We start from the raw sequence: 12,548 nt of genomic DNA on the forward strand, positions 1-12,548 counted from the left end.
GTGACCTCGCGGGTCCGACGACGGCCGGTCGTCCGCGCCCGCCGAGCAGGCGCTCCGAGCGTCCGGGCTCAGCTCCGGGCGACCTCGTAGCGCGCCTTGAGGCAGTGGGTCGCGCCGGGGGCGAGGGAGACGAAGCCGTCCTTGGCGACGGCGGTCTCCACGCACACGAACTGCTTCCACGCATCGAGCGGCATGTCGTCGAGGTGCGCGGCGCCGTCGCTGAACGGGTTCCACAGCACGGTGCGGCTCGAGCCGTGCGGGCTCACCACGATGTCGCGCTCGAGCACCGGGTCGTGCACGGTGACGGGACCGGAGACCTCGTACACCCGGTCCACGGGGCCGTCGATCTCGGGCTCGCCCTCCTGCACGGCCGGCGTGAGGTCACGGAGGTTGTCGAGGTAGGAGGCGCCGGCGAGGCCGGTGAAGCGCGCCGCCTCGACGTCGCCCACGGAGAGATACGTGTGCAGAGCGGCCTCGAGCTCGAGAGGCTCGTCGCCGGCGGTCACGTCCAGACGCACCTGGAGATGATCCGCGCCGATCACGAACTGCACCTGCGCGGCGACGCCCTGCCCGGAGGGATCCGCCCCCTCGAGGCCCAGGGTGATCGCGACGGAGTCCGAATGCACCACGTCCGCGTCCTCGTCGGCCCAGCCGTGGAAGTGCTCGCCCGCGACGACCTCCCAGCGGTGGTTGCGCAGCCAGCCGTGGGAGGGCGTGGTGCGCCCGTCGCGGCCGGGTCCGAACCAGGGGCCGATGAGCGGGATGCCGCCGCGGATCGGCTCGCCCTCCGCGTAGACCGCGTCGGGGCTGGTCCACAGCACGTCGTCCTCGCCGTCGGGCACCCAGGAGGTCAGGTGGGCGCCGTCGAGGTGGATGACGGCGGAGCAGGCCGGGATGTCCACCACGAGCGCGGGCGTGCCGTGCAGGTCCTCGAGGGTGACTCCCTGGGGCAGGTCTTCGGGGCTGGTCGTGGTGCTCATGCCCCTATGGTCGCACCGTTTCGGCCCGTGGGTGCAGGGGTGGGGACGAATCCGTCCGGAGCATCCGGCGTCCCCGGGACCGATCGCGCACGGCGGGATCACTCGTGGCGGGATCACTCGTGGAGGAACGCCTCGAGGGCTCCGTCAGCCGGCGGCGGCGATCGGGACCGCGACCGGAGAGCCCGAGCCGTCGCGCCGCCCGACGGGGCCGGGCAGGTCCACGGGCTGGCCGGCCTCGGAGCAGGCGCGGGCGGGGGAGTTGACGGCCCAGGCGCCGATCAGCGCGTCCTCGCCCCGCAGGAAGCGGTGGCAGCGTACGCCGCCGGTCGCACGGCCCTTCGCCGGGTACTCGGTGAAGGCGCTGACCTTCAGGGATCCCGTCTGGGTCATCGGCAGCGCGCCCGAGGTGCCGGAGATCGTCACGACCTCCGCCTCGCGGGTGACGTCGACAGCCCCGAAGGAGACCACGTGCGCGCCCTCGGCGAGCTTGATGCCGGCGACGCCGCCCGCGCCGCGGCCCTGCGGCCGCACCCCTGCGGCGGGGAAGTGCAGCAGGTGGGCGTCGGAGGTGATGAGGACCAGGTCGGTGTCGCCCGCCGCGGAGTCCTCGGGCAGGTCCACGACCCCCACGACTTCGTCACGATCCTTGAGCGAGATGATCTCGAAGCCGTCGCCGCGCGGGAAGTCGAGCGTCACCCGCTTGACGACGCCCTGGCGCGTGCCGAGCGCCAGGCTGCCGCCGCGCTCGAGATCCGCGCCCGCCGCGCGCACGAGCCCGATCACCCTCTCGCCCTTCTCCAGGGTCAGCAGGTCGGAGAGCTTCGTGCCTCCCGCGAGGCTCGGCGGGCCCGCCGTCGGGGCGAGCGCGGGCAGCTCCACGACACCCACGTGCAGCAGGCGCCCGAGGTTGGTCACCGCGCCCACCTGGGAGCGGGCGGTGGTGAGGACGTCGGCGACGACCACGTCGTGCGAGGAGCGGCCGCCCTCGCGGACCACGTCCTCCGCGTCGCTCGTGCGGGCGATGAGCCCGCTGCCGGAGAGCAGCACGCGGCAGGGCTCGTCGGCGACCTCGAGCGGTGCGGCCTGCGAGGTCGCCTGCTGCGATCCCGCCTCCAGGAGCACCGTGCGGCGCGGGGTCCCGTGCTCGGCGGCGACGTGCGCGAGCTCGTCCGAGACGACCTGTCGCAGCAGCTCCTCGGAGGCGAGGATCTCCTCGAGCCGCTCGATCTCGGCGCGCAGCTCGTCGCGCTCGGTCTCGAGCTCGATGCGGGAGAACTTCGTGAGGCGGCGCAGGCGCAGCTCGAGGATGTACTCGGCCTGCGCCTCGGAGAGGTCGAAGGCGGCCATCAGGGCGGTGCGGGCGCGCTCGCCGTCGTCGGCCGCACGGATGATCTGGATGACCTCGTCGATGTCGAGGATCGCGATCAGCAGACCCTCGACGAGGTGCAGGCGCTCCTTGCGCTTGCCCAGGCGGTGGGCGGTGCGGCGGCGCACGACGTCCAGACGGTGCGCGATGAACACCTCGAGCAGCTGCTTGAGGCCGAGGGTGCGCGGCTGCCCCTCGACGAGCGTCACGTTGTTGATGCCGAAGGACTCCTCCATCGGCGTGAAGCGGTAGAGCTGCTGCAGCACCGCGTCCGGGTTGAAGCCCGACTTCACCTTGAGCTCGAGGCGCAGCCCGTGGCGGCGGTCGGTGAGGTCCTGGTAGTTGCTGATGCCCTGGACCTTCTTGGACTGCACGGCGTCGCGCAGCTTCTCGGCGAAGCGCTCGGGCCCCACCTGGTAGGGCAGCTCGGTGACGATGATGCCCTTCTTGCGGCTGGTGATGTTCTCGACCTTGGTGGTCGCGCGCATCTTGAAGGAGCCGCGTCCTGTGCGGTACGCGTCGCGCACCCCGTCGAGGCCCACGATCCGCCCGCCCGTGGGCAGGTCCGGGCCGGGGACCAGGCGCATGAGGTCCTCGAGGTCGGCGTCGGGGTGGGTGATCAGGTGGCGGGCCGCCGCGATGACCTCCACCAGGTTGTGGGGCGCCATGTTCGTGGCCATGCCGACGGCGATCCCCGAAGCGCCGTTGACCAGAAGGTTCGGGTACTGCGCAGGGAGCACGGAGGGCTGCAGCAGCTGGTTGTCGTAATTCGGGATCATCTCGACGACGTCCTCGTCGAGCGAGGCCGTCATGAGCTGCGCGGCCTTCGCCATGCGCGCCTCGGTGTAGCGGGCGGCGGCCGGGCCGTTGTCGAGCGAGCCGAAGTTGCCGTGGCCGTCCACGAGCGGCATGCGCATCGAGAAGCTCTGCGCCATGCGCACCAGGGCGTCGTAGATCGCGCTGTCGCCGTGGGGGTGGAGCTTGCCCATCACCTCGCCGACCACGCGCTGGCTCTTGACGTGCCCGCGATCGGGGCGCAGCCCCATGTCGTCCATCATGTACAGGATCCGGCGCTGGACCGGCTTCAGGCCGTCGCGGGCATCGGGCAGGGCGCGCGCGTAGATGACGGAGTACGCGTACTCGAGGTACGAGGTCTCCATCTCGCTGGTGACGTCGACATCGACGACGACGCCGTCGATGTTCTCGTCCTCATCGCTGCCTGCGGTGCTGCTGCGTCGTGCCATGACGTTCATCCTGCCGTATCCGTGCCCAGGAACCGTGCAGGCGGGGGCGGTGATGTCGCCGACGCCGCGGCCGCGGTGCCCGCTCGCGCGACCGCGGTGCCCGCTCGCGCGGCCGGCGGGACCTCCCGCCGAGGACCGTAGGGACCATGGACCCGCACCCGGGGCGGCGGGCGCTCAGTATGATCGGGGCATGGGAGCACGACGCGACGCGGGCTCCGGCGCGGGCGCCGGGGCGACCGCGGCCTCCGCCGCCTACCCCGCCCACTGGGAGGCGGACATCGCGCTCAGCGACGGCAGCGCCGCCCACCTGCGGCCCATCCTCCCGAGCGACGCCGACGCCCTCCAGCGCTTCCACACCGCGCAGTCCGAGCACTCCCGGTACCTGCGCTTCTTCGCCCCGATGCCGGAGCTCTCCCCGCGGGACCTCACGCGCTTCACGGTCGTGGACCACCGCGACCGCGTCGCCCTGATCGTGCTGATCGGCGAGGACATCGTGGCCGTCGGCCGCTTCGACCGCCTCGAGGGCACCTCCGAGGCCGAGGTCGCCTTCAACGTGGCCGATTCCCAGCAGGGCAAGGGACTGGGATCCGTACTCCTGGAGCACCTCGCCGCTGCCGCGCGCGAGCGCGGGGTCGCCACGTTCGTGGCGGACGTGCTCCCGCAGAACAGCCGGATGATCAACGTGTTCACCGACGCGGGCTTCGACGTGCGCCGCACCTACGACGACGGCGTGGTCGTCGTCGAGTTCAGCATCGACCCCACCGAGCGCTCCCGCGCCGTGATCGCCGAGCGCGAGCACCGTGCGGAGGCCCGCGCCATGGAGCGCATGCTGCACCCCGCCTCCCTCGCCGTGCTCGGGGTCTCCTCCCATCGCGACTCGATGGGCGGGAGGATCCTGCGGCACATCGAGCAGGCCGGCTACGACGGCGAGCTGCACGTGGTCGCCCGGGACGCCCTCGAGCTGCAGGGACACAGCACCTATTCCCGGATCGCCGATGTCCCCGGGCCCGTCGATCTCGCCGTCATCGCCCTCGCGCGCGCCGAGGACTGCATCGCCGCCGTCGAGGAGTGCGGGCGCGCCGGGGTGCGCGCCGTGCTGCTGCCCACCGAGGCCTTCGCCGAGACCGCGGGGAGCGGAACGGCCGGGGGTCGCGGGGCCGATCCGTCGGGCGCGGGGGAGAGGCCCTCCCTGCAGCGCCGTCTGGTCGGCGCGGCGCGCCGCGAGGGCGTGCGCGTCCTGGGGCCCGGCTCCCTCGGGTTCCTGCGCACCGGGGAGCACTCCCTGAACGCCTCCCTCGTCCCGCACCTCCCACGCGCGGGAGGCGTCGCGCTCGCCGGGCAGTCCGGGGCGCTCTCGGCGATGCTGCTGGGCGGCGTCGAGTCCCGCGGCATCGGCGTGCACGAGTTCGTGTCCGTGGGCAACCGCGCCGACGTCTCCCTCAACGACACCCTCCAGCACTGGCAGGACGACGAGGACGTGCGCGTCATCGCGCTCTCGCTCGAGTCCATGGGCAACCCCCGCAAGTTCACGCGCATCGCGCGGCGCATCACGCGGAAGAGGCCGCTCGTGGTGCTGCGCCCGCCGGGGACCACGACGGCGGCCCCTCCCGGGCACGACGTGCGCTCCTCCCAGCTGCCCCGACGGGCGCTGGACCAGGTCCTGCTCTCCGCTGGGGTCGTGCCGACCCTCAGCGTCGACCAGCTCACGGACGTCGTCGACGCCCTCGACCGCCAGGGCGTGCCGCCCGGCGACCGCGTCGGGCTGCTCGCGAACACGGCGGCGCTCGGGGAGTCGCTGCGGGGCGCGGCCGACGCGGCCGGGCTGCGCGTCGTGCGCGACGAGCGCCGCGCCCTGCTGAGCACGGACCCCCGCTTCGTCGAGCGCGCCTTCACCTCGCTCGCGGCGCTCGGCGAGGTGGACGTGGTGGTCCTCGCCGTCCTCGACGCCCTGGGCGAGGATCTCTCCGCCTCCCTCGCGCGGATGGCGCGCACCGCCCGCGGGGCCGACGTGCGCCTGGTGGTGTGCGCGGTGACCGACCTCGACCGCTTCGAGTCCCTCGAGCGGGCCACCCGCGCCGACGACGAGATGCCGCCGCTGCACCCCACGCCGGTGCTCGCCGTGCGCGCGGCCGCGGGCATGCTCGCCGCCCGGCGCGGCGCCGTCGGCGGGGAGGAGCCCGCCTTTCCCGCCTCCCGCGAGGGCATCGACCGGGAGGCGGCCCGCCGCATCGTCCAGACGGAGATCTCCGCGCCCGGAGCCGAGGGGACGGCGCCCCGCGCGCTCGACCAGGAGCGCACCTCGGCCCTGCTCGAGACCTACGGCCTGCACCTGCTGCCCTCCCGCACCGTCGCCGATGCCGACGACGCCGTGCGCGCCGCCTCGGAGATCGGGTATCCCATCGCCCTCAAGAGCACCCACCCCGTGCTCAGCCACCGCAGCGACCTCGGCGGGGTGCGCCTGGACATCCCCGACGCCGTGCAGCTGCGCCACGCCTTCGCCGCCATGCGCCGCGACCTCGCCTTCTCGAGCGCCGACCTCGCCGTCCAGGCGATGGCGCCCCCCGGCATCCCGGTCGTGGTGCGCAGCGTGGAGGACCCGTCCCTGGGGCCCGTGCTCGCCTTCTCCCTGGCGGGGGACGCGACCGACCTGCTCGACGACGTCGCCTACGCGATCCCGCCGCTCGACGACGAGTCGGTGACCCGGCTCATCGACGGCCCCGCGACCTCCGTGAAGCTCCGCGGCCACCTGGGACTGCCGGCCGCGGACCGCGCCCGGCTCGAGGACCTCGTGATCCGCGTGGGCCTCATGGCGGAGGACCTGCCCGAGCTGCACTCCCTCGTGCTGCACCCCGTGGTGGTCGGCCGCGGAGGGTGCACGATCATCGGCGCCCGCGCCGAGGTCGCCCAGGCGCCCAACCGCACCGACAGCCTGCGCCGCACCCTGAGCGGTCCCGCGAGCGCCTGAGAGCACCCGGCCGGGCGTGCGCGAGCGGTCACGGGCGCGGTCACGGGCCTCGTGCACGCGTGGAAGGATGGACCCCATGTCCACCGCACTTCCCACGGATCTCCTCGGCGAGCTCGAGAGCGCCGGGTACTTCCCGCAGACCGCCGCCGCCTGCGTGCAGCGCGCCCTGCGCGCGGCGCCGGTGCGCGCCCACCTGGTGCGGCCCGAGACCACCTTCGACGGGCCCGAGGTGCGGCGCCACCTCACGGTCCTCGTGATCACCGACCGCCACCTCGTGGTCACCCACCTCGACGACGATCCGGCCGACGAGCTCAACCCCAGCCAGGTCGTCTCCACCACCGAGCGCGTGCGCCTGGACCGTGTGCACACCACGGGCATGTCCCAGGTGTTCGACTCCGACGGCACGCGGGTGCGCGGCAGCGAGGCCGAGGTCACCCTCGCGGTCACCTGGGGCGGCAGTCGGCGTCTGGACGTCGAGCGGGCCTGGTGCGACGACCCCGAGTGCCAGGCGGAGCACGGCTGGAGCGGCACTCTCGCGCCCGCCGATCTCGCGCTGCGCGTGAGCGCGCTCGCCGACGGCCAGGACGCCGTCGACGCGGCCGTGCGCTTCCACGACCGCCTGCTGGACGCGATCGACGCCGTCGGATGACCCCGGCAGGCGACGCCTCCGCCTCCCGCCGCGGCGACCGGGCCGGGACGACCTTCCCGTCGGCCCCCGACCTGCTGCCCGCGCCGTTCGCGGGCGGCGACCGCCCGGGCCAGCTCGACATCGTCCCGCCCCTGCTCGCGCGGGCCGACGGCGGGCGCGACCTCGTGGTCCTCGTGGACGGGCTGGGCAGCGAGCTGCTCGAGGAGCACCTCGCGCTCACCCCGACCCTGCGCCGACTGCGCGACGAGGTGCGCACGGTGCGCACCGTCTCCCCGTCGACGACCGCGACCGCGATGACCTCCCTGATCACGGGCCTCGCACCGCTCGAGCACGGAGTCCTCGGCTACCTCACCCGGGACCCGCGCAGCGGCCGGGCCGTCAATCAGCTCACGGGCGCCGCGGGCATCGATCCTGCGCAGTGGATGCCGTGCCCCGTGCCCGCCGAGAGGACACGGCGGCGCGCCCTCCAGGTCGCCCCCGCGAAGCACGCCGGCAGCCTGCTCACCGGGAGCGCCTTCCGCGGCTGGGAGTTCTTCGCGCAGGCCGAGCGCGGTGACCGGACGGGAGCGGCCCTCGCGGCCCTGCGCGCGGGCGGCGACGACGCGCTCGTGCATCTGCACGTGGACGACGTCGACCACGCCGGCCACAAGCACGGGGTGGACTCGGACGCCTGGCGCGACGCGCTGGCCGGCGCTGACTCCCTGATCGGTACGCTGCTGCGGCGCGCGCCCACGGGAACGCGCGTCCACATGACCGCCGACCACGGCATGGTCGACACCGCCCCCGAGCGCACGATCGACCTCGCCCGCGTCCCCCAGGTGCGCCGCGGCCTCGCGATGGTCGCGGGGGAGCCACGTGCGCTCGTGCTCTTCGCCCGTCGTCCCGAGGACGCCCCGGCCCTGGTCGAGGCGACGCGGGAGGCGGTGGGGGAGCACGCGGTCGTGCTCTCGCGCGAGGAGATGCTCGGCGCGGGGCTGCTGGGACCTGGGACGTCCCCCTCGATCCCCCCGCACCTCCACGGCCGAGTGGGCGATGCGATCGTGCTGGCGCGCGGGCGATGGGTCGTCGACGACCCGCGTCGTCATGCATCCTCACGCCGGCCGGAGACCGGCGTGCACGGCTCGCTCACGAGTGCGGAGTCCCTGGTGCCGCTGCTCACCGTGGAGGTGTGAGCGGACCTCGGAGCGACGGAGCCCGGGAACCGGGGCCGACGTCAGTCGTGCTTCGAGCCGAAGACGATCTCGTCCCAGCTGGGGATGCTCGAGCGCTTCGCCCGCGAGGACGACGACTTCTTCTCGCCCTTGCCGGACTTCTTCTCCTTGCTCCCGGAGCGCTGGCCCGTGGCCTTGCCCTGCTGGCCGTCGCCGCCCTCGGGAATCTGCCCGTCGGCGTCCTCCGCGGGGGAGTAGGCGACGTCGTCGAAGCCCGGAAGGGGAGTCAGGTCCACGGTGTCGTTCGCCGCGGGGGCGACGCCGGAGCCGAGGTCCTTCCCGTCGGAGCCCGCGGCCGCGGACGGCTCGTCCTCCGCTCCGCGATCGCCGGTGGCGACGGACTCCTCGAGCGTGCGCCCCGGGACCACGAGGGGCTCCGGCTCGGCGCCCGTGTCCTCGCCGCCGGAGCCATCGCGCTCCGTGCCGACGTCGCCCTCGGGGCCGCCGGTGACCTCGAGGTCCTCGTCATCGGCCGAGGCGCCGCCGTCGACGTCGTCCTCGTCGACGTCCTCCGGAAGGTCCTCGCGGGGGGAGTCGGAGTATTCGCGCAGCGCGTCCTCGTCGGCCGAGCGGGTGCTGCGCTCCTCGTCCTCCTCGAGGGTGGACCAGGTCGGCTCGTCGTCCAGGGAGGCGGGGACGGACCGCAGGCCGCGGCGGGCGTTGAGCGCGTCCAGGGCGTCCTCGTCGATGGCGTCGCCCCGCGCTCCGCGCGCGGAGGGGCCGGACGATGCTCCGGCTCCGCTCGCGCCGCGCGAGGGGTGGTCCTCGTGGGCAGGGGCCTGGCGGCCGAGGCTGCGCGGCGCGGTGCGACGGGGACGGGCGGAGGCGCCGTCGACGTCGGACTCCTGGTCGTAGACGGAGCTCTTGAGCGAGGTGAGGCGCGCGCGACCCGCGACGGGCTGGTCGAGCGCGTCGTCGTCGAGGCTCAGCCAGCGGGCCTCGTCGTCCTCCGCGACCACGACCTGGCGGGTCATGTCGGCGATCCAGTGCGCCTCGCGATCCCGGCCGCCGGAGCGGAAGACCAGCTCGAGGTTCCAGGTGCCGTCCGGCAGGCGCCAGGCGTCCCAGCGCAGGCCCTCGAGGGCCTGCCGGGCGGCCAGCCGCTCGGTGACGATCTCGTCGAGGACCGGGCCGCCGGAGCGGTCGACCTTGAAGGTGCGGGCGCGCTCGGCGGTGAAGCCGCGCTCGGCGAGGACGGGGCCCTCGTAGCGGCGCACGTGCTCCACGTCGATCGAGGCCATCTCGGAGATCTCGTCGGCCGTGCGGCCCCCACGCAGCAGCGCCTGGATCTCGCGCGGGCGCAGCGCCGTCGCCTCCGAGGACTGGATCAGCCCCAGGGCCGGTCGGTCGCGGCGCACGGCCGCGCGCAGCGCCTCGTCGATCCTCAGCGTGTACTGCTCGCCGTCGAGATCGCGCAGGACGATGTGCTCGCCGTCGTCATGGATCCCGTCGAGCTCGAGCTCTCGCATCGTGGTCCTCTCCCGTCGCAGCATGGTCCGCGACGTGATCAGATCATAGATCGCGCCCGGCCCGCGACCTCGGCGGACGCGCCCGCCGGACCCGGTCGGATCCTCCGTGTTGTGATATGGCACCCGCTCTGCAATAATCGCGCCGCATCCGGCGTGGACAACACCGAGGGGCACGCCGGGGGAGCTGACAGCCATGCAGGCCAGACACTCCTTTTGTGCCCGGACTCCCGACTCTTCTCCTGATCGAGGTATTGACTTCCGATGGCCACTGATTACGACGCACCGCGCAAGAACGACGACGAGTCCTCCGAGGATTCGATCGAGGAGCTGAAGGGCCGCCGGAACGAGGCCGCGACCCCCGCGGTCGACGAGGACGAGGCCGAGGTCGCCGACGGCTACGAGCTCCCGGGGGCGGACCTCTCCGGCGAGGAGCTGTCCGTGCGCGTGCTCCCGCGCCAGGCGGACGAGTTCACCTGCGGGAGCTGCTTCCTGGTGAAGCACCGCAGCCAGATCGACCATGTCGAGGGCACGGTCATCATCTGCAAGGAATGCGCCTGAGGGGACGCATCCCGCGCCCTGCGGCGCCGGCGCTCATGAGAACGGGGCGGCACACCATGTGGTGTGCCGCCCCGTTCCTCGTCCCGTCGTGATCGCAGGTCCTATCGGAGGATCAGCCCCGCAGACCGGGGGGCGGGGGTCCCGCGGGTCAGGAGCGCTGGGAGCGCGCGCTGCGCAGGGCCAGGGCGAGATCCTCGGGCCGACGCGTGGAGAGCACCCACGCCGGAGTGGGATCCGCCTCGTCGAGCACCGGCACGCGCACGCCCGTGTGCACCCACCCGCGCGTGAGATGGAAGGCGAGCGGCTCGAAGCCCACGGACATCGCGACAGTCCAGCCGTCCTTGTCGAGGACCTCGGGCTCGCCCAGAAGATCCACGGGGATCTGCGCGCGTCCCGCCCGCAGGTCGGCGCCCGAGACCTCGAGGACCGGGCTCGCCATCGCGAGCATCACGCACACGCCGACGACGCCGATGATCCCCACGGCCAGCGAGAGCGCATGGGACAGCGGCACCAGGATGACCCCCAGGACGCTGCCGAACGCGACCCCCACGATCCAGACGCCGATGCTGGGCAGGAGCCTCTCGCGATGGAGCGGGGCGGCATCGGAGAGCGTGCGGGGACGGGCGGAGTCGGCGGAGGCGTCGGGCATGCGCCAATCGTCTCACGCGCACCGGAGAGCATTCTGCGGCACTCGGGTGCGCCTAGTCTGGAGTCATGACCATCGACGAACAGGCCGCGGCCGAGCCCGGGGGAGCGCCCCGCATGCCGGTCGTGCTCGCGGAGGAGGCCGTGCTGCCCTACCGCGCGCACGCGCACGACGCCGGCTTCGACCTCATCAGCTCCGAGGACCTCGTGATCCCCGCCCTGGGCAGGGCCCTGGTGGGAACGGGCGTGAGCCTCGCCCTGCCGGAGGGGACGGTGGGCCTGGTGTGCCCGCGTTCCGGGCTCGCCGTGCGCCACGGGGTGACCGTCCTCAACGGACCCGGCGTCGTGGACGCCGGCTACCGCGGCGAGGTCAGGGTGCCGCTGGTGAACCTCGACGGCGAGCAGGACTTCGCGGTCCACCGCGGGGACCGCATCGCGCAGCTCGTGGTGGTGCCCTTCGTCGCACCGCGCCTCGAGGTGGTCGCCGACCTCGAGGAGAGCGAGCGCGCCGACCGCGGCTTCGGCTCGAGCGGCGGCCTGCGGGCCGCCGAGGATCCGGGCGTGACCGTGATCTCGACCGAGGGCGCCGCCGCGACCGCGGCCGGCGCCGACGGGAAGGAGTGAGCATGGGACTGTTCTCCCGCAAGGACAAGGACACAGGCAGCGCCGAGGACACAGGCAGGGCCGAGGACAGGGACGACGAGGCCGCCGCCGAGCAGGCGCTGTCGACGGACGAGAAGGACGACGCATCGGCGGCGACGACGTCCGGCGATGCCGCGGGCGATCCCGAGCAGGCGGGCTCGCAGGCCCAGGAGCCCGCCGCCGCGGACGAGGCGCTCGGCGGCGACCACCTCGAGGACGGGCCCCTCGACGCGGCCGATGCCCCCGAGGAGGACCGCATCGACCTGGGCGGGCTCCTCGTGCCCATGATCGAGGGCATGGAGCTGCGCATGGAGATGGACCAGCGCACCCGGGCCGTCACCGGGGCGAACCTCGTCATCGAGGGCTCCTCGCTGCAGGTCCAGGCGTTCGCGGCCCCGAAGTCGCGCGCGCTGTGGGACGAGGTGCGCACCTCGCTGCGCGGCTCCGTCGTCGAGCAGGGCGGCACCGCGGAGACCCGGCCGGGCCCCTTCGGCACCGAGCTCATCGCGCGCCTGCCCGTCAAGCGCTCCGACGGCCGCGTCGGCTACCGGCCCGCGCGCTTCATCGGGGTCGACGGCCCGCGCTGGCTGCTGCGGGCGATCCTCTCCGGCCCGGCCCTCGGCGACGCCGAGGCCTCGCACGCCTTCGAGACCCTGATCTCGCGCATCGTGGTGGTGCGGGGCAGCGATGCCATGGCTCCCCAGGAGCTCATCCCGCTGAACCTCCCCGGGCAGCGACCCGGTCTGGTCCCCGCCGAGGACACCACGCTGAACCCGCTCGAGCGCGGGCCCGAGATCACGGAGATCGGCTGAGGGTGAC

General features: G+C 73.9%; 10 protein-coding genes. 6 read left to right on the top strand and 4 right to left on the bottom strand.

What is annotated here, in order from left to right; genetic code table 11:
- Nucleotides 1–68 precede the first annotated feature (68 nt).
- Nucleotides 69–980, bottom strand: a complete 912-nt coding sequence (locus ACFQ53_RS07355) for a D-hexose-6-phosphate mutarotase (RefSeq protein ID WP_377857481.1) — start codon at nt 978–980, stop codon at nt 69–71.
- 144 nt (nt 981–1,124) lie between these two features.
- Nucleotides 1,125–3,590: a DNA topoisomerase (ATP-hydrolyzing) subunit A gene (locus ACFQ53_RS07360; RefSeq protein ID WP_377857484.1), complete on the bottom strand. Its 2,466-nt coding sequence runs from the start codon at nt 3,588–3,590 to the stop codon at nt 1,125–1,127.
- Between the two features lie 190 nt (nt 3,591–3,780).
- Here ACFQ53_RS07360 and ACFQ53_RS07365 point away from each other — a divergent pair, with 190 nt between their 5' ends.
- The 3 genes from ACFQ53_RS07365 to ACFQ53_RS07375 all read left to right on the top strand — a co-directional run bounded on the left by ACFQ53_RS07365 (nt 3,781) and on the right by ACFQ53_RS07375 (nt 8,376).
- Complete coding sequence (locus ACFQ53_RS07365; RefSeq protein WP_377857486.1) at nt 3,781–6,555, top strand: GNAT family N-acetyltransferase; 2,775 nt, start codon at nt 3,781–3,783, stop codon at nt 6,553–6,555.
- A gap of 76 nt (nt 6,556–6,631) precedes the next feature.
- Nucleotides 6,632–7,204, top strand: a complete 573-nt coding sequence (locus ACFQ53_RS07370) for a DUF5998 family protein (RefSeq protein WP_228358564.1) — start codon at nt 6,632–6,634, stop codon at nt 7,202–7,204.
- Entirely contained in the window at nt 7,201–8,376 is a 1,176-nt protein-coding gene (locus ACFQ53_RS07375) for an alkaline phosphatase family protein (RefSeq protein ID WP_377857491.1), read from the top strand. The genes ACFQ53_RS07370 and ACFQ53_RS07375 overlap by 4 nt, the downstream gene beginning before the upstream one ends.
- Nucleotides 8,377–8,417: 41 nt before the next feature.
- Here the strand turns inward: ACFQ53_RS07375 and sepH are convergent, their stop codons facing one another.
- Nucleotides 8,418–9,884: a septation protein SepH gene (gene sepH / locus ACFQ53_RS07380; RefSeq protein WP_377857494.1), complete on the bottom strand. Its 1,467-nt coding sequence runs from the start codon at nt 9,882–9,884 to the stop codon at nt 8,418–8,420.
- Between the two features lie 261 nt (nt 9,885–10,145).
- Here sepH and ACFQ53_RS07385 point away from each other — a divergent pair, with 261 nt between their 5' ends.
- A complete protein-coding gene (locus tag ACFQ53_RS07385) occupies nt 10,146–10,442 on the top strand; it encodes a DUF4193 domain-containing protein (protein WP_152353089.1) in 297 nt (98 codons plus the stop codon).
- Nucleotides 10,443–10,590: 148 nt separating this feature from the next.
- Here the strand turns inward: ACFQ53_RS07385 and ACFQ53_RS07390 are convergent, their stop codons facing one another.
- On the bottom strand, nt 10,591–11,091 hold the full coding sequence (locus tag ACFQ53_RS07390) for a DUF3093 domain-containing protein (protein WP_377857497.1): 501 nt from the start codon (nt 11,089–11,091) through the stop codon (nt 10,591–10,593).
- Between the two features lie 65 nt (nt 11,092–11,156).
- On the opposite strand from ACFQ53_RS07390, the gene dut reads away from it, so the two are divergent.
- A complete protein-coding gene (gene dut, locus ACFQ53_RS07395; protein ID WP_377857500.1) occupies nt 11,157–11,711 on the top strand; it encodes a dUTP diphosphatase in 555 nt (184 codons plus the stop codon).
- A 2-nt stretch (nt 11,712–11,713) separates the two neighbouring features.
- Complete coding sequence (locus tag ACFQ53_RS07400) at nt 11,714–12,541, top strand: DUF3710 domain-containing protein (protein WP_377857503.1); 828 nt, start codon at nt 11,714–11,716, stop codon at nt 12,539–12,541.
- The last annotated feature ends 7 nt before the right edge of the window (nt 12,542–12,548 follow it).

Source organism: Brachybacterium sp. NPDC056505 (assembly GCF_042794925.1).
Classification (GTDB): Bacteria; Actinomycetota; Actinomycetes; order Actinomycetales; family Dermabacteraceae; genus Brachybacterium; species Brachybacterium kimchii.